General features: G+C 51.3%; 17 protein-coding genes. 13 read left to right on the top strand and 4 right to left on the bottom strand.

What is annotated here, in order from left to right:
- Nucleotides 1-8: 8 nt before the first annotated feature.
- From trpA to CPA45_RS14880, 10 genes are all read left to right on the top strand, one after another.
- Nucleotides 9-812, top strand: a complete 804-nt coding sequence (gene trpA / locus CPA45_RS14925) for a tryptophan synthase subunit alpha (RefSeq protein ID WP_096652796.1) — start codon at nucleotides 9-11, stop codon at nucleotides 810-812.
- A gap of 93 nt (nucleotides 813-905) precedes the next feature.
- Nucleotides 906-1,934, top strand: a complete 1,029-nt coding sequence (gene accD / locus CPA45_RS14920) for an acetyl-CoA carboxylase, carboxyltransferase subunit beta (RefSeq protein WP_096652794.1) — start codon at nucleotides 906-908, stop codon at nucleotides 1,932-1,934.
- A complete protein-coding gene (folC, locus tag CPA45_RS14915; RefSeq protein ID WP_096652792.1) occupies nucleotides 1,927-3,387 on the top strand; it encodes a bifunctional tetrahydrofolate synthase/dihydrofolate synthase in 1,461 nt (486 codons plus the stop codon). Before accD ends, folC begins: the two co-directional genes overlap by 8 nt.
- 33 nt (nucleotides 3,388-3,420) lie before the next feature.
- A complete protein-coding gene (locus CPA45_RS14910) occupies nucleotides 3,421-4,074 on the top strand; it encodes an SPOR domain-containing protein (protein ID WP_096652790.1) in 654 nt (217 codons plus the stop codon).
- 5 nt (nucleotides 4,075-4,079) lie between these two features.
- The gene (locus CPA45_RS14905; RefSeq protein ID WP_096652788.1) at nucleotides 4,080-4,664 is read left to right on the top strand and encodes a CvpA family protein; all 585 of its coding nucleotides are present in this window, start codon (nucleotides 4,080-4,082) and stop codon (nucleotides 4,662-4,664) included.
- A 150-nt stretch (nucleotides 4,665-4,814) separates the two neighbouring features.
- Entirely contained in the window at nucleotides 4,815-6,335 is a 1,521-nt protein-coding gene (gene purF, locus CPA45_RS14900; RefSeq protein ID WP_096652786.1) for an amidophosphoribosyltransferase, read from the top strand.
- Between the two features lie 36 nt (nucleotides 6,336-6,371).
- Nucleotides 6,372-7,571 carry an O-succinylhomoserine sulfhydrylase gene (locus tag CPA45_RS14895; protein ID WP_096652784.1) on the top strand — a complete coding sequence of 400 codons (1,200 nt, stop codon included), beginning with the start codon at nucleotides 6,372-6,374 and terminating at the stop codon, nucleotides 7,569-7,571.
- A 324-nt stretch (nucleotides 7,572-7,895) separates the two neighbouring features.
- Nucleotides 7,896-8,453, top strand: coding sequence for a cytochrome b (locus CPA45_RS14890; RefSeq protein WP_096652782.1), 558 nt, complete (start codon nucleotides 7,896-7,898; stop codon nucleotides 8,451-8,453).
- A gap of 107 nt (nucleotides 8,454-8,560) precedes the next feature.
- Nucleotides 8,561-9,145, top strand: coding sequence for a YceI family protein (locus tag CPA45_RS14885; RefSeq protein ID WP_096652780.1), 585 nt, complete (start codon nucleotides 8,561-8,563; stop codon nucleotides 9,143-9,145).
- Nucleotides 9,146-9,262: 117 nt separating this feature from the next.
- Nucleotides 9,263-10,597 (top strand): MATE family efflux transporter, encoded by a 1,335-nt coding sequence (locus CPA45_RS14880; RefSeq protein ID WP_165771568.1) that lies wholly within the window; start codon nucleotides 9,263-9,265, stop codon nucleotides 10,595-10,597.
- Here the strand turns inward: CPA45_RS14880 and CPA45_RS14875 are convergent.
- From CPA45_RS14875 to CPA45_RS14860, 4 genes are all read right to left on the bottom strand, one after another.
- Nucleotides 10,594-12,084, bottom strand: a complete 1,491-nt coding sequence (locus CPA45_RS14875) for a uracil permease (RefSeq protein WP_096652776.1) — start codon at nucleotides 12,082-12,084, stop codon at nucleotides 10,594-10,596. The genes CPA45_RS14880 and CPA45_RS14875 overlap by 4 nt on opposite strands.
- A gap of 242 nt (nucleotides 12,085-12,326) precedes the next feature.
- Nucleotides 12,327-13,517 (bottom strand): amino acid aminotransferase, encoded by a 1,191-nt coding sequence (locus CPA45_RS14870; RefSeq protein ID WP_096652774.1) that lies wholly within the window; start codon nucleotides 13,515-13,517, stop codon nucleotides 12,327-12,329.
- Nucleotides 13,518-13,856, bottom strand: a complete 339-nt coding sequence (locus CPA45_RS14865) for a 4a-hydroxytetrahydrobiopterin dehydratase (RefSeq protein ID WP_096652772.1) — start codon at nucleotides 13,854-13,856, stop codon at nucleotides 13,518-13,520.
- 76 nt (nucleotides 13,857-13,932) lie between these two features.
- The gene (locus tag CPA45_RS14860) at nucleotides 13,933-14,832 is read right to left on the bottom strand and encodes a GGDEF domain-containing protein (protein WP_096652770.1); all 900 of its coding nucleotides are present in this window, start codon (nucleotides 14,830-14,832) and stop codon (nucleotides 13,933-13,935) included.
- A 428-nt stretch (nucleotides 14,833-15,260) separates the two neighbouring features.
- Between CPA45_RS14860 and CPA45_RS14855 the strand changes: the two genes are divergently transcribed.
- The 3 genes from CPA45_RS14855 to dcd all read left to right on the top strand — a co-directional run bounded on the left by CPA45_RS14855 (nucleotide 15,261) and on the right by dcd (nucleotide 17,878).
- Nucleotides 15,261-16,352, top strand: a complete 1,092-nt coding sequence (locus CPA45_RS14855) for a coiled-coil domain-containing protein (protein ID WP_096652768.1) — start codon at nucleotides 15,261-15,263, stop codon at nucleotides 16,350-16,352.
- A 147-nt stretch (nucleotides 16,353-16,499) separates the two neighbouring features.
- On the top strand, nucleotides 16,500-17,300 hold the full coding sequence (gene apbC, locus CPA45_RS14850) for an iron-sulfur cluster carrier protein ApbC (RefSeq protein WP_096652766.1): 801 nt from the start codon (nucleotides 16,500-16,502) through the stop codon (nucleotides 17,298-17,300).
- Between the two features lie 11 nt (nucleotides 17,301-17,311).
- A complete protein-coding gene (gene dcd, locus CPA45_RS14845) occupies nucleotides 17,312-17,878 on the top strand; it encodes a dCTP deaminase (RefSeq protein WP_096652764.1) in 567 nt (188 codons plus the stop codon).

The raw sequence follows: 17,878 nt of genomic DNA, 5'->3' as shown, positions 1-17,878 counted from the left end.
GGGTGAGCATGAATCGTATTGACCAGCGTTTTTCCGAATTAAAGCAGCAGGGGCGCAAGGCCCTAATCCCCTACATTACCGCCGGTGATCCTGCACCTCACTATACCGTTGGCTTTATGCATGCCTTGGTAGAGGCAGGGGCTGATATTCTTGAGCTTGGCGTGCCATTTTCAGACCCGATGGCTGACGGTCCGGTTATTCAAAAAGCTTGCGAGCGTGCACTGCAACAAGGTACGCGGCTTGTAGACCTACTGGATATGGTGGCTGAGTTTCGTCAAGCGGATACCACCACTCCAGTGGTGTTAATGGGCTATTTAAATCCCATTGAGCGGATTGGTTACGAGGTGTTCGCAAACAAAGCAGCAAGCGTTGGTGTAGACGGTGTACTGGTGGTGGATATGCCGCCAGAAGAGGCTGAAGAGTTTGGGCCACTATTAAAAGCGCGTGATTTAGCAGCGATTTTCTTGGTTGCACCTACCACTTCACATGCTCGTGCCGCTACAATATGTGCCCACGGTGAGGGCTACCTGTATTATGTTTCGCTGAAAGGTGTAACAGGTGCGGCTACGCTAAATGCTGAAGATGTGGCTAACCATCTGGCGCCGCTACGTGGAATGACCGACTTGCCGCTATGTGTTGGCTTTGGTATTCGCGACGGGGCTACAGCTGCAGAAGTAGCGAAAGTGGCTGATGGTGTTATCGTTGGCAGTGCGCTTGTTAATCGTATAGCTGACAGCCTTGATGCACCTGAGACCATTGCTGGCCAGCTGAAAAGCGTTTTGGCTGAAATGCGTACAGCAATGGATGCCTAAAGTTTGTCTCCTCATCGTCTACACTGAATTGGCAGACGACACTCATCAGGCTTGGCCTAGCCAGGCATTGACGTATATGGAAACCTTTTTAATATGAGCTGGTTAGACAAGATCGTGCCCTCGATGGGGCGTATCCAGCGTAAAGACCGTCGCGCTAGCGTGCCCGACGGCCTCTGGCGTAAATGTCCCAAGTGTGAAGCCGTTCTCTACCTTCCTGAGCTAGAGAAGCACCATAGCGTGTGTCCGAAGTGTGACCACCACTTACGCTTAACGGCCCGTAAGCGCTTGGACTGGTTTTTGGATAAACAGGGACGCGAAGAGGTGGCGGCTGAGATTGAGCCTAATGACCGCCTCAAATTCCGCGACTCTAAAAAGTACAAAGACCGCCTAACCGCAGCGCAGAAAGATACTGGCGAGAAAGATGCGCTGGTAGCAATGCGCGGTGAATTGGATGGCTTGCCGGTAGTAGCAGTAGCCTTCGAATTTACGTTTATGGGTGGATCTATGGGGGCGGTTGTTGGCGAAAAATTCGTCCGTGCCGCCACCATCGCACTTGAAGAGCGCATTCCGCTGATCTGTTTTGCTGCCTCTGGTGGTGCGCGGATGCAAGAAGCGCTGTTCTCGTTAATGCAAATGGCCAAAACATCAGCGGCGCTTGAAAAGCTCAAACAGTCAGGCGTACCTTACATCTCCGTACTAACTGACCCAGTGTTTGGTGGTGTTTCTGCATCGCTTGCCATGCTGGGAGATCTCAATATTGCCGAGCCCAATGCTTTGATTGGTTTTGCTGGGCCGCGGGTTATCGAACAAACCGTGCGTGAGACGCTGCCGGAAGGTTTCCAACGCAGCGAGTTTTTGTTGGAGCATGGTACGGTGGATATGATCGTTCATCGTCATGATATGCGTACCCGTGTTGGTAGTGTGCTAAGAAAGCTTACTCACCACAGTGCTATGCCTGTTGATGATGACTCCCTGGAAGACGCTGCAACTGCTGAGCCTCTAGTGGATGATGAGCGGCTTGCGGAGGTTAATGAGGCCACTGCCACTACTGAGGTTCACGACGAACCTACCACTGCTAAGAGTGACACGGTTAAGAGTGACGACGCGACACGCAATGCCTAAGTCCTTAACATCTAAGTCCTTAACATCTAAGCCTTTAAAACCGGGGTCCTTAGCTGATTGGCTACAATATCTTGAAACCCTGCACCCGGTAGGGATTGATATGGGGCTTGAACGGGTATCGCAGGTAGCTACGCGGATGGGGTTGCTAACTCGCCCCATTGCAACGCGAGTGATTACCGTTGCGGGCACCAATGGCAAGGGGTCTACCCTTGCCATGATGGATGCTCTAGCCCGCTCCCATGGCCTGCGCACAGGTACTTACACGTCACCCCATCTTTTGCGTTACAACGAGCGTGTCACTATCAATGGGCAGGAAGCAGAAGACCACCAGTTAGTGGAGGGCTTTGCTGAAGTAGAAGCTGCAAGGCTACAAGAGCCCGCTATTAGCCTGACCTACTTCGAAGCAGGGACGCTATGTGCGCTATGGTGTTTGGCTAAAGCCAAGCTCGACTTGGCGCTACTTGAAGTAGGCCTGGGTGGGCGCTTGGATGCGGTTAATATTATTGATGCTGACGTTGGTGTGGTAACGACTATTGCTCAGGATCACGCGAATTTTCTTGGCACAGATATTGATCAAATTGGGCGTGAGAAAGCGGGTATTTTTCGCCCATTAAAGCCTGCGGTGTTGGGTAGCCAGTCGTTGCCAGTCAGTGTTGCTGATTCCGCCACAGCCATCTCCGCTCCTGTTTATAGCTTAGGAGTAGCGTTTTCCCATAGTTTACTTGCCGGTTCTGATCAGCGCACCGCTAGAAATGCTGGCAGTAACTTGATAGAGAGCGGCCTAATAGAGACTGGCATTGTAAAGCATGACGTTACAGAACATGGACCAATAGGTGGTGTCAGAGAAAGTAACGACACAACCAGCGCTTCTTGGTGTTGGTATGGTTTAAACGTTGATGGCGAAACAATTTCACTTAATGGGCTTCCCGATCCAGGGCTGCCGATTGATAATGCCGCCACAGCACTGCAGGCCTTGTCACTTGGGGGCGTGCTGTTAACCACAAAAGCATGTTGCGATGCGCTGCAGTCTGTAAGGCTTCCAGGTCGTATGCAGTGGCTTGGCCAGTGGTGCTTGGATGTGGGGCATAACCCCCACGCTGCTGAATACGTGGCTCGTCGGTTACCCATGCCACCGCCTGGTGGGCGGCAATGGGCGTTGATTGGTATGCTTAATGATAAAGATGCCGACGGTGTGATAGACGCTCTACTCCCACGTATTACTGATTGGGTGTGCGTCACCCTTGAAGGGGAGCGTGGGCGGCCAGCGGCTGAATTAGCCGAGCGTATCACCTCGCGGGGCGGAAGTGTGCGCTACTGTGCGGCCTCACCCGAAGAGGGAGTAAGCGCATTGGCCGAGAGCTTGACACTGGATGACCGTGTGTTGGCCACCGGATCATTTTTCACCGTGGCTGCGCTTTTGGCAAACCCGCTGCCGCAAGCTCGACAAGCCTAACCGTAATGCCCGCTAAGCCTGATGGAGACGGATATGAAATACGGTAAAACGGAACGCATCAGCGGTATTGTCATTTTGCTCGCGCTACTGGCGATCTTTGTGCCGTGGCTGATGAGTGATCCTGCTCCACGGGAAGAGCGCCCGCAGCCTACTTTTGTTATTGAACAGCCCGTTCAGGTTGCGCGACAGGATGTTCCTGCGCCAGAGATGCCATCAACGATTAATGCATTACCAACATCTGAGTCGTCTGGGAGTGATACTGTTATTAGCACGCCAATTGATGCTGCGCCTCGGCAGCCAGACACGGCGCCTGTGTCTCCACCCGCTAATGACCCAATTGCTGAATTAGTGGCTGCCAATTCCAGTGGCAATACATCTTCAAGCAGCAATGCATCCTCTAGCTCTTCTTCAGCAAGTTCGTCGGGTTCCAGTTCGGCTGGCCCTGCTACTACACAGCGAGGAGAATGGGCGATACAAGTGGGGAGTTTCGGAGATGCTACGAATGCTCAGCGCCTAGGCGAGCAACTGGGAGCAGAAGGATTTAGCACCTACCAGCGTGAGCGCGAAAATAATCTCACCACCGTCTATGTTGGCCCCTACGCGACCTCCGAAGATGGTGAGGCGGCCATGGCGTTGATTAAGCAGCGTGCCAATGTTCAAGGTTTATTAGTCAGGGTAAGAGATTAATTTATATGGCACTTACCTGGATAGATGCGATTTTTCTGGCTGTCTTGGCACTTTCAATGCTGGCAGGCTTTGTGCGTGGCTTTGTTAGAGAGGCGCTAGGCCTGGCTGCTTGGGTTGTGGCGCTCATGGTGGCTCGGGTGCTCGCCGAGCCAGTAGCGGAACTGATGAGCGGTTTTATTGAGAGCTTTGATGCACGCTTGGTCTTAGCGTTTATTTTGGTGATTTTTGCCGTCATCTTGTTGTGCGGTATCGTTATTCGCTTGGTGCATGCCGCCGTAGAGTGGGTCGGTATGGGGCTGTTAAATCGCTTTGCGGGTGCGGCTTTTGGTGTGGCCCGTGGAACAGTCATTCTACTGGTAGCAACCGTACTTATTACCTTGACGCCGCTTGGCGAGCTTCAAGCATGGCAACAAGCAGCGCTACGCCCTACATTTATCGAGCTAAGAGACTGGGCGGTAAGTCAGTTGGATCAGTGGGAGCGAGAGCTTCCCCAAGCTCCGGAGTCGCTGCGTGATATCTCTTTGCCTGACCTGCGCGCCAAGCAAGCTCCCATTGATTCACGCATACACATTACTCCAGAAAATGAGTAGCGCTTAAGGTTGAATCATTACCATTTTGAGAAGTGCTTTATAACCTCTTTTGTAAGCTACCTGCATCGTTTCCATGTTGTGGGTTTCTGTAAGTTGATGAACGTACGGGCTTACCCCGGTAAGTCATGGCATTAAAGCGAGGTAACTGGAATGTGCGGTATTGTGGGCCTTCTGGCCAAGCAGGCGGTAAATCAGGGAATCTACGATGCCCTGACCGTACTTCAGCATCGGGGCCAGGACGCTGCCGGCATGATGACCTGGAGCGAGGGACGCTTCTTACTGCGCAAGAGTAACGGGCTGGTTAGAGACGTGTTCCATACTCGGCATATGGCTCGTCTTAAAGGTAACCTGGGCATTGGGCACGTACGTTATCCTACGGCAGGCTCCTCCAGTGAAGCTGAATCGCAGCCGTTTTATGTCAATTCTCCTTATGGCATAGCACTAGCGCACAACGGTAACCTGACCAATTCTGAGCAGTTGAAGCAGGAGCTTTTCTCCACCGACCTGCGTCATATCAACACTAGCTCCGACTCCGAGGTGCTGCTTAACGTATTTGCCCATGAGTTGGGCAAGCAGGGCCTGCATCTAGAAGCAGAAGATATTTTTGATGCCGTTCGTAGAGTGCACCGGCGCTGCAAAGGCGGCTACGCGGCGGTCGCGATTATTAATGGCTTTGGCATGGTGGCATTTCGTGACCCCTATGGCATTCGCCCAGTAGTGTTTGGCACACGTCAAGACGTCGACGGCCAAGAGGTAATGATTGCCTCTGAGTCTGTGGCGCTGGATGTAGGTGGTTTTGAGCTAGAGCGTGATTTGGCACCTGGCGAGGCTATTTTTGTTGATATGCAAGGGCAGGTGCATACCCAAGTCTGCGCAGATCGTCCTCAGTTACATTCGTGCATTTTTGAGCACGTTTACCTAGCACGTCCGGATTCGCTTCTGGATGGCGCCTATGTTTACGGCACGCGCATGCAAATGGGACGCAAACTGGGGGACCGCATTCTCAATGAGTGGCCGGACCATGATATCGATGTGGTTATTCCTATTCCTGATACCTCCCGTACCTCGGCGCTGGAAATGGCTCAGCACCTTGGGGTGACCTATCGTGAAGGGTTTATGAAGAACCGCTATATTGGCCGAACCTTTATTATGCCGGGCCAAACTCAGCGTAAAAAATCGGTACGCCAAAAGCTAAATGCCATCGATGTGGAGTTCAGGGGCAAAAATGTCCTGTTGGTGGATGACTCCATTGTGCGCGGCACTACCTGTAAGCAAATCATTCAAATGGCTCGCGACGCTGGTGCGCGTAAAGTCTACTTTGCCTCAGCAGCCCCGCCGGTACGCTATCCCAATGTATATGGCATTGATATGCCGGTTGCCTCAGAACTGATCGCCCATGGCCGCACGGAAGAGGAGGTTGGGCAACTGATTGGTGCTGATCGAATTTTCTATCAAGATCTGGAAGATCTGAAAGACGCCTGCCGGGAAGTCAATCCTGAAATGGAAGCATTTGACTGCTCAGTATTTGATGGTAAGTACATAACCGGTGATATCGATGATGCTTATCTAGCCGTTTTGGAGGCTAGCCGTAATGATGCGGCAAAAGACCAAAGTGCAGGCGATCACGCCTTGGTGGATATGCATAACCAAGATGATGATTTTGACGACTAGCCACGTATATTGATGCCTTACACAAGGGGCTAAGCCATGCACGATGATAGCCAGCAGGATGAGTGGTCGTTAGAGACGTTAGCGATTCGCGCGGGCCACCAGCGTACTTTCGAACAAGAGCATTCGGAACCGATTTTCCCTACCTCTAGTTTTGTTTATGAAAGCGCAGCGGAGGCTGCGCGTAAGTTTGGTGGGCAGGAGCCGGGCAACGTCTATTCACGTTTCACCAACCCCACAGTGCATACGTTTGAGCGCCGTTTGGCGGCGCTGGAAGGTGGCGAGCGTTGTGTGGCAACCAGCTCTGGAATGTCAGCCATCCTCTCAACAGCGCTCGCGCTGCTATCGGCGGGGGATGAGGTTGTCGCTTCTCGCTCGCTGTTTGGCTCGACCGTTAGTTTGTTTGATAAATACCTGGGTAAGTTTGGTATTACCACCCGCTACGTCGAGTTGTCGAATATCGCGGCTTGGGAAGCGGCGGTCAGTCCTGCAACCAAGCTACTATTTGCAGAGACACCTTCCAACCCGCTGTCGGAAGTGGCCGACATTCCAGCACTTGCAGCACTTGCTAAGCGAAGTGGGGCGCTGCTAGCCATTGATAACTGCTTTTTAACTCCCGCGTTGCAGCAACCGATTGCGTTGGGCGCTGATTTGGTGATCCACTCTGCTACTAAATACCTGGATGGCCAAGGGCGAGCGATTGGTGGCGCGGTGGTGGGCAGGCACGATGTGCTGGAAGAAGTGTTTGGTGTGGTTCGTACTTGCGGCCCATGCTTGAGCCCTTTTAACGCCTGGATTTTTACCAAAGGGCTAGAAACCCTCGCGCTGCGTATGAACGCACACTGCGAGAATGCGATGACGTTGGCACGTTGGCTAGATCAGCATCCTGCTGTGAATAAGGTCTACTACAGTGGTTTGGAAGCACACCCACAACATGCACTTGCTAAGCAACAGCAGCGGGGCTTTGGTGCAGTATTGGGTTTTGAAGTAAAAGGAGGGCAGTCAGGGGCTTGGCAGGTGATTGATGCCACGCGCATGCTTTCTATCACGGGCAACCTTGGTGATGTCAAAACTACTATTACCCATCCTGCTACGACGACCCATGGCCGCCTTTCTGATGACCAAAAAGAAGCAGCGGGCATTACGCCAGGGTTAATACGCGTCGCGGTTGGTTTGGAAAGTCAGGCGGACATCCAGCGTGACCTTGCTCGTGGTTTGGATGCGCTCACTGCCCGCTAATTCGCATCACTTAGTGTGGTTGTGCCTAGCATAGCTGTTTGACATGGTACTTAGATGGCTGTTTGACATAGTCATGTAGAGTAGCTATTTAGTGTAGTGAACCGGCCGCTATTGGCCGGTTTTTTATTAGCTTTGCTACCCTTGTTCAGGGCTATCAACGGTTTTTACGAATGAAGTGTTCTGCTTTTTTCAGCAGTCTTTTTCAGCAATAACCGTTATGCTTTTGCTATCCGTTCGTTAAATAAAGTTAACCACTGGCGATTTTAAGCCAGATGTCACAAGCCAGATATATCAAATTAGATGGTAGCTACGGAGAATAATGGGATGTGGCGGAACACACAGCATGGTTGGGGTGTCATAAGTATTCTGTTTCATTGGCTTAGTGCGGTCACCATCATCGGGCTGTTTATTCTAGGATGGTGGATGACGGGGCTGGGGTACTATGATCCTTGGTACAACCAAGGTCCATGGATTCATCGCTCAATCGGAGTTTTGTTATTGCTGGCGACTGCTCTGCGTCTTTTCTGGCGTTTAGTGCAGCCTACTCCCAAGGCTGAGGGTAGTCGCATAGAGAAAGTGGCTGCCCATATGGGGCATATTGCACTTTACGCTTTATTGTTGGTTGTGCTGGTAAGTGGTTACTTAATTTCCACCGCTAATGGCAGGGGGATTAGTGTATTCGGTTGGTTTGAAATGCCGGCGGTACTACACGGGTTGCCCAATCAAGCCAGTTTGGCGGGTGATATTCACTGGTATAGTGCACTTGCATTAATGTTACTGGCTGCAGGCCATGCACTGGCCGCTTTTAAACATCATTGGTTTGATCGACACTCAACTCTGGTTCGTATGGTTAAGCCAACCCATGGTCAGAAGCGAACATAGCCTGCAGTGAAGAAGATGGCTAAACGAATAACGACTCGATTTGTACGTTGCTAGGGTGGGAAGTACTCGCCATAGTGATTCTTAAGGAAAGAGAGGAGACATCTAATATGTTAAAGAAAACTGCATTTGCAACAGCCATTGCCGCCGCTGCTTTGGTACCGCTAAGCCAAGCACAGGCCGCTGACTACCAGATTGATACTGAAGGCCAGCACGCTTTTGTGCAGTTCAAAATCAACCATTTGGGCTTCTCCTACATTCTTGGTACGTTTGAAGAGTTTGATGGCCAGTTCTCTTATGATGCAGATGACGTAGACGCCTCTTCTGTGGAAATGGAAGTGCAGGTGAGCAGTCTTAACACCAATCACGCTGAGCGTGATCGTCACTTCCTGAGCAGTGACTTCTTGAATGCTAGCGAGTATCCCACCGCGACCTTTACATCGACTGGCTTTGAGTCAACCGGTGAGAACGAAGGTGTGGTAACGGGTGACCTGACGCTGCACGGCGAAACCAAAGAAATCGAAATGCCAGTTACCTTAATGGGCGAAGGTGATGACCCCTGGGGTAACTACCGTGCTGGCTTTGAAGGCAGCACTATGCTGACACTCGGCGACTTCGGTATTGATATGAGCGATTTCCCTGAGTCTATGCACGAGCTGGAGCTTTACGTGACATTTGAAGGTATTCGTCAGTAAGTTTAGCTTCACGAAAAGCGCCACTATCCCAGCCGGGGTAGTGGCGCTTTTGTATGTGATGCTCTAGTAGTTCTTATTTTACAGTTTTATCTAGGGAGCATGTGTTTGGCAGCTTTTATGCAGCAACGCGAGTTGGCTATAACCCTATGGCGGCAAACTTGGCCAATGGCTATCGGTGTATTGGCGCTATTGGGTTTTCAGCTTGTAGATAGTGCTTTTATTGCCCGTTTGGGTACATCGCCGCTAGCCGCGCAGTCGTTTACCTTCCCATTATCCTTTTTAATCATCGGTATTCAGGTGGGGATGGGAATTGCTATCGCCGCTCTTATTTCCCGTGCGCTTGGTGGGGGGGAGGATGCTCGCGCTAAGCGTCTAACTAGCTTGGTGCTTATTGCTGGTGGCGGTGTGATTGGCTGCTTAGCAGTGGTGCTGTGGTTGATCCAGGTGCCCGTATTTAGGCTGCTGGGCGCAGATGAGGCGGCGTTGGGATATATTCGAAGCTACTGGGGGCCGCAGCTATTTTCAGCCTGGCTGGGAGCACTGCTCTATTTTATCTATAGCGTGTTTCGTGCCCATGGCGATACACGCACCCCAGGTAAAATGATGGTATTGAGTAGCTTAATTAACCTCGTTCTTGATCCACTGCTTATATTTGGTATTGGTCCCTGGAGTGGTTTTGGGTTACCTGGAGCAGCTTGGGCGACGGCGATTGCCTTTTCAGTGGGCCTCGTACTGACAAGCGGCACATTGGCGCGCTGCCAGTGGGTAACCAGGGAAGATATTGGGCAGGAGTGCCGACGATCCTGGCGGCCTTTTATAGGTATTGCTGCTCCTGCCATGGTAAGTCAGCTAATGCCACCGTTAGCAGCAATGCTTGCCATTACCGCCGTTGCGGGGCTGGGAGATACGTATGTGGCTGCCTGGGGGCTTGCTAGTCGGCTAGAGACACTTTCTTTGATGGTAATATTAGCCATGACCATGTCGCTGCCGCCATGGCTTGGGCGTTGCTATGGAGCAGGAGACTGGGCACAAATTCAGCAGTTAATGCGTTTGGCATTAAAAGTAGCAGTGATTTGGCAGCTTAGTTTGGGTGTGCTATTGGCATTAGGTGCACCCTGGGTAGCCATGGCCTTGGCGGGTAACCCTGAAGTGCAAGGCGAATTGGCTCTGATCATCCGCTTTTTACTGCCAAGTTACGCCGCTTTAGGTGTATGTATGCTAGTAGTATCGGCTGGCAATGCGCTTGGTTGGCCACTGCGTGCCATGTTGCTATCAAGCGCTCGGCTCTTCGTCTGTTACTTGCCTTGTCTATGGTTAGGCGCTTATTTATATGGTTGGGTGGGGTTGGCCGTCGGTGCAGCGGTAGGTAATCTGGCGGCGGGTTTAATGGCTTGGTTGCTGCTGCGACGTATCTTATCCCGCCCGCATAGGCAGGCGGGATATGTTTCCTAAGACCGACGTTGGCGGGGGGCTTCCTGGAAAGAGAAGTAGGTAAATAAAAGTGCCATTGCTAAATAGCCCATGACAAATTCAGGCGCAGCATTAAAGGCTAATTGAGGGGCGTGCATAAGGCCGACAAACGAGAAACCGGCGGCAATAAGAGCAAAGGCTGCCGCACGACGGAACTGGTGGTCGATGGCGGAGACGGTCATTGCACCCAAGAAAATCGCCATGAACATGGCACCTTGGCCCATCACCACAATGGCACTTGAAATATCGCTGACCACCTCGCCTGCACCGCGATTAAAGCGGGTCATTACATAATTAGCAAAGTAGGGCAGCATGGCCAAGGCGATGGCAGGGTAGTAACGGGTGTCGTTGGCTTGGAAGGCAGTAGCAATCATCGACATGCCGACAAATACCAAAATGGGGGCAACCACTGACACGGGGATAATGGCGGCGAGTGCTGCAATCAAACCGAACATTGTGGCCAGTGCGTAAACTGCACCATTTAATATACTGTACCCCCGGCCAGCCCCCATCCACTTAGCCCCTACGGTTGCAATATACACCGTGGTAGGAAAAACTCCACCGAACAGGGCGCCGATCATAGTGCCTGCTCCATCAACCGCTTGGCACTCTCGAACGTCGTACTTATCGCCAGCGGCTTCCATTGCCTCAACGTTGTTCATAGTCTCAATGGCGTTGTAGAGCGTAATGGGCAGTACGACAGTGAGCACAGCCAGCATGCCGGTCAACAGTAGACCAAGCCCTTCAAACCAGGCGAGATTAGGCAGTAACGGGTAAAAACCAAGGTGGGTAAACGCATCGCTGAAGCGCTCGCTGCCAGCATCACCAATCAGATAAGCCATGGCAGTGCCTACCACGATGGCAAATAACGAGGTGGGTAACTTGAAGGGCATGCTAACCCGGGCGACCAAGCCAACGATGATAATACCCAATACCAGCAGGCCAATTATCGGCATTTCCAGCGTTTTAAATAGCATTTCACCTGCAATGAAGGTTAATGCTACCCCGGCTACAGCGCCAAGCATTGCCGCTCGTGGTAGATGATACTGAACCCAGCGGCCAATAATGCTAATTAAGGCTTCAATAGCCCCGCTGATAAAGCAGGCGGCAACCGCTACTTTCCAGGCTAGTTCGGCATCACCGGTTAGCTGCTTGGCAGGTAACAGTACACCAAACAAGAAGACAAACATAACCGGTGTTGAGATGCCATATGAGAGTGCTGTGACATCACTACGGTTCTCTTTTCGGGCAAGCCGTGAGGCGCTCCAGGCGTAATAAAAATTACCTGCCATTACTGCAACGGCAGCGCCGGGCAGTACTTGGCCATAAACGATGGAGCTGGGGAACCCCATGCCTAGCATCGTAATCGCAATGATGACAAAGTTAGCAATATTGTTTTGAAACAGTGCGAAGAACGCATCGGTATCTTCTTTTTTGTACCAGGGGTAGTGAATGCCGGCAGCTGCCATGTGAGGCCTCTTAGTTATGGTGTGTTGTATACAAGGCTACGCTGAGTGTGCCGAATGTTTGACTATTCGGTCAAGCGTTGCGTTGTGTCAGACGCCGCGCGGGCGCCCCAGGCTCTGGCGGCAAGCGCGCAATTGTACACAATGAGGCTAGTTACGTTTACAGGGTTTATTAACAAAATCAAAAGAAAACCCCTGGTCTCCAGAGGAGACCAGGGGTTTAGAAAGCCTTAGTGCCGTTCTATTTATTCGTTAACGGCAGCGATGGCTTTAGCGAGGTAGGCCAGGTTCTCTTGGGAGAAGCCTGCAACGTTGGCACGTCCAGAGCGCACCATGTAAATGCCAAACTCATCGCGTAGGCGGTCAACCTGTGCTGGGGTTAAGCCCGTATAGGAGAACATGCCTTGCTGCTCAGCAACGCAGGCGTACTTCTGGTCGAGGCCATAGGGTTTTAGCGCCTCAACAAAATCGCGACGCAGTGAGTTTATGCGGTCACGCATTTCAGTTAGTTCTTCACGCCACATAGCAGAAAGCTCTGGATCATGAAGAATCTCGCTGACAATCGCTCCGCCATGAGCTGGTGGGTTGGAGTAGTTTTCACGAGCAACAATAGCCACTTGTGAGCGAACATTTTCCATTTGCTCAGCATCTTTGGCGACCATAATCAGGCAGCCGGTACGCTCACAATAAATACCGAAGTTTTTAGAGCAAGAGCTGGTAATAATGGCTTCATCGAGATTTTCAGCCAGTAGGCGAACGCCGTAAGCATCCTCATCCAGGCCTTGGCCGAAACCTTGGTAGGCAAAATCAATCAGCGGAAGAAGCTTGCGCTCACGAAGTACGGTTAGCACTTCTTGCCACTGTTCTGCAGAAAGGTCAAAGCCTGTAGGGTTGTGGCAGCAGGCGTGTAGTACGACAACATCGCCTTCAGGGATTTTTTTAAGTGCCGCCAGCATGCCGGTGAAATCAAGGCGGTTATCAGCATCAACATAAGGGTATTTATGTAGCTCGATACCCGCTGAGGTGAAAATACCATGGTGGTTTGGCCAAGTAGGATCGCTTACCCAAATGCCTTTGCCTGGTAATTGGCTGGCTATAAAGTCAGCGGCTAGGCGCAGCGCACCTGTGCCACCGGGGGATTGAGTGGCGCTGGCGCGGTTGGCTGTAAGTATGGGTGAGTCTGCACCAAAGACTATGGGTAGAACGGCTTCACCATAGGCGGGAGCACCATGAGACCCAATGTAGGTCTTGGTGGTTTCATTCTTGAGCAGGCGAGCTTCAGCTTCCTTCACAGCGCGCATCACCGGCGTATTGCCAGCTGAATCGCGGTATACACCAACTCCAAGGTCTACTTTTTGGGGATTGGTGTCTTTTTTGAAAGCTTCGATCAGCCCGAGAATGGCATCTCCTGGGACTCGCTCAATATGCTCAAACATTTATTCGGCTACCTCGTCGGTTCTGGCGGCAAGAATGAAATCATTAAGATGCAGGCCTTTAATATCATGGCTCCACCACGTCACAGTGGCTTTGCCCCACTCAGTGACAATGCTTGGATGGTGCCCTGCCTGCTCTGCTAATTCACCAACGCGCTGGGTGAATGTCAGCGCATCAGCAAAGTTACGAAACGTAAATCGTCTCGTTAGCTTCATGATGCCATCGTGATCAATAATCTGCCACTCTGGAAGCGCTGCTTGATAGGTTTTGCATGCGTTGCTATCAAGTGGGGGAGTACCCGAGGTGCAGGGCTCGCAAGTCGCTTGCGCCAAGCTGCTCATTATATGATTCCTTTTTGTTATCTTCTGCTACGACAGGGAGAGAGTTTTTCCTGGGCTTGTATGGCTTGTATGGCTTTTAAGGTAGAAGGCAGACGCAGTCGCGGCCAATATCTTTTGCGCCGTAAAGCGCTTTATCTGCACGCTCTATTAGGTTAGTTAGCGGCTCACCACAGCGGTACTCAGCAACACCAATACTCAGTGTTACTTGTCCGACTCCCACCCCGAAATCGTAACACGCAACGGAATCACGCAGGCGGTCGGCGAGTTTATGGCATTGCTGCAGCGGTGTTAGCGGCAACACGACCATAAACTCCTCTCCACCCATACGGGCCACCATATCTTCACTGCGAAGCAGGGCTTGCGTCTTTGTAGCTAATAGTTTGAGGACGTTGTCACCCTCTAAATGACCCCAACGGTCATTGAGCTGCTTAAAGTGGTCGATATCCAACATCATGATTGAAAGAGGTGTGCCGTGGCGTGCGCTCAGTGAAGACAGGTGAGTTAAATGCGCCATTAATTTTCGACGGTTGGGTAGACCGGTAAGTGGATCGGTATCGCACAGCTTACGTAGCCTTGACTCTTCTGCAACTTGGTCGGTAATGTCCATCATAAGGCCATTCCAGCATACGCCACCGACTGCTGGCTCAGGCTTGGCACTAACTGCAATCCAGTGGGGTTTCCCCTTCGGAAATGGCAGTCTAAACCGGGTGGATAGTGGCATCATCCAGCGGGCTGAGCGCTCTATTGCGGACATGATCTTAGGGTAGTCGATATTTGTTAGCTGTCTTACGAGCTGGCTGGCATCTAGCGCTAGCTGCTGACGATCAATGTATTTCAACGCAGCCCCACCACCTTCAAGATAGTTGAAACGCATTTTCCCGCAGTGGGATCGGTAAAATTGAAAAACGACCCCAGGTATATGAGGGACTAGATGATCAGCACTTTGAGGCGCGGGGATTGCGTCATTCACGGACATGCGTACATCTCCAGGACAAATAGCAATTTAAGTTAACCCAAGAGGTTAGCTTTAAATGAGGAGGAGGGATGTAAGCGATTGCCGACAGTGTGTCAGTTTTTAATAGTTATTTCTTATAAGAAACCTGATTTTTATGCCCTGATGCTTTTCAGTGTTTGGTGTAAGGCTATTAGGTTTTGAGGTCGGCAGATATGTTTTGAGACCGACTGAGTGCACGTCAAGGTGGTAGGCTGGCAAGCGCTCCAAAATCCACAGAAATGACATTTATATGAGCAGTATCACCTAATTAGGCCATTGAATTAACGCATACACTGGCTAGATGCTGTTAGCTGTGTATGCTAGTAAGGAATGTTCTTCAAGAGCGAATTCGCTTTAAATGCCTATTAACGCTGCTGGAATCGGTAGCTTATAAAAGAGAGGGACGCAGTATGCCAGAAGCAAACCACTCGGATCAGCAATCACCGGCTAACAAACCGGGCATGAAAACACTATTTCAAGATAACCGCGTCAAAGGGATAGCAGGCATTGCCGCTGTCGCGGTTATTTGGGCAATCATGGCACAATCTAATGCTGGCACCCATAAGGATCGGGTTGAAACGCTTGAAGGTCGTCTTACTGGCGTAGAGCAAGAGAATAGCCAGCTAAGCCAGCGCTTAGCAGACGTGGAGCAGGTTGAAGCTGACTTAGCGGCCATGCACGAGGAATTAGCAGAACTTGAGCAGCAGCAAACTGAGGCGAAAACCAGTCTTGAGGCTGCGGAGCGAGATGTTAGTAACGTTAGTACTCGACTTGAGGAGCTAGAGGCCGAGCGCGATGCACTTCAAGAAGAAGTAGACGGCCTGAATGAGCAGCTCGAAAGCGCTAACGCTGATTTAGAGGCGCTGCATGAAGAGCGCGATCAAATGGTCAGCGACCGCGATGAGGCAGAAGCAGCGCTTCAGCAAATTCAAGATGCGCGCCAAAGTGCCGAAGATGCCCGTCAGGAGGCAGAAGGAGCTCGTCAGGAAGCTGAGGAAGAGCGTCAGGCAGCAGTTGAAGAGATGAATGCTGCTGAAGCAGAACTTGCTGAGCTGGAATCCAAGGTGAGCGAGGCTAATGAACAGCTAGCCAGCCTTGAAGAGGAGATCGCCACGACGCAAAGCGAACTGGAGGAACTCCGAGGTCAGCATGAATCTGCTACTAATGAGCGCGACGCACTACAAGAAGAAGTTGATGCGCTGGTTGAGTTGCGTGAAGAAGAAGAGCAGAGCTTAACCCAGGTGCGCTCTGAAATGGATGATCTGATAGTTGCGCTGGATATTGGGCGTGAAGAGGTTGCTAATGTTGAAAGTGACATTGAGGCCCGCGAAGAGAGGCTAGCTCGCTTAGATGCCCAGCTTGACGAGTGGCGCGAAGAACTGTCTTCGCTCGACACGCGGCTAGGTGAAGTTGGCAGCGCTGCGAATGATGAGGTGCCCACCTTGGTGGGAGCAGAAGATGGCGATAGCGATGATGAAGCTGAGGAGCAAGAAGCTCAGTAATAGGCGTTTAAGCTGAGTTCGCTGCTCTCATGAGGCGGATGCAGGTAACACCTGCATCCGCTTTTTTGTTTGTTAGTTTATGAATACTGCCCCGAAGAGTATCATTCACCTTATGCAATTTACGTTGTGACCGATGGGAGTGCCATAATGGATGGGGTTAAGCATATTGTAGCAGTGGCGTCGGGTAAGGGAGGCGTTGGCAAGTCGACGGTAACCGTTAACTTGGCGTTGGCACTTTCAGCACAAGGCTATCGTGTCGGCGTGCTGGATGCTGATATTTACGGGCCTAGCCAAGCACAAATGCTGGGAGTTAAAGAGGGCGTGCGGCCCCAGGCAACCCAAGACAATAAGTTTCTGCCGCTGGAAGCTCATGGGCTTCAGGCAATGTCCATGGCGTTTATGGTCAATACTCGAGAGGCCATGGTATGGCGTGGTCCAATGGTCGTAGGTGCATTTCAGCAAATGTTAACCCAAACCCAGTGGGATAATCTTGATTTCTTGCTGATAGATATGCCTCCGGGTACCGGCGATATCCAGCTAACATTGGCACAAAAAGTACCAGTTGCAGGCGCGGTTATTGTCACTACGCCACAGGATATTGCCCTTTTAGATGCGCGTAAGGGTATTGAGATGTTCCGTAAAGTTAATGTGCCAGTACTTGGCGTAGTTGAAAATATGAGCCTTTACCACTGTGAAAACTGTGGTCATGAGGCTGCTATTTTTGGCACGGGCGGTGGTGAGCGCATCGCGGAAGAGTATCAAACAAGTGTGCTAGGGCGCCTGCCTCTTACTCTCTCCATTCGTGAGTTGGCGGACTCTGGCCGTCCTAGTGTCATTGCAGAACCAGATAGCTCAGTTAGCCAAACCTTTGCTGAGATTGCCAAACAGGTAGCTCATGCTGTGAGCGCTAACAAAAGCAGCGGCCCCACTATTTCTTTTAGCGAGTGATGAAGTAACAAATGAGTATTAAATCTGACAAGTGGATTCGTCGTATGGCACAAAGCGATGCCATGATTGAGCCGTTTGAAGCGGAGCAGGTCCGTTACATTAATGAGCAGCGGGTGATCTCTTACGGCACCTCCAGTTACGGCTATGATGTGCGCTGTGCCGACGAATTCAAGGTATTCACCAATATTCACTCGGCAATTGTTGACCCTAAAGCCTTTGATGCTAAAAGCTTTGTGGATGTGAAAGGCGATGTATGTATTATTCCGCCTAACTCGTTTGCGCTAGCGCGTACGGTAGAGTATTTCCGTATTCCACGTAACGTGCTGACTATCTGCCTAGGTAAATCCACTTACGCTCGCTGTGGCATTATCGTCAATGTGACGCCTTTGGAGCCTGAGTGGGAAGGGCATGTGACGCTGGAGTTTTCTAACACTACCAACTTGCCTGCCAAGATATATGCCCATGAAGGCGTGGCGCAAATGCTCTTTTTGGAGTCCGACGAGGTATGCGAAACTTCTTATAAAGACCGTGGCGGCAAGTACATGGGGCAGCGAGGCGTTACATTGCCGCGCACCTAA

Origin of the sequence: Vreelandella nigrificans (assembly GCF_002374315.1) — a bacterium.
Lineage (GTDB): Bacteria > Pseudomonadota > Gammaproteobacteria > Pseudomonadales > Halomonadaceae > Vreelandella > Vreelandella nigrificans.
Note: the sequence above shows the minus strand (reverse complement) of the source record. Positions and strands in the feature narration are given on the sequence as shown.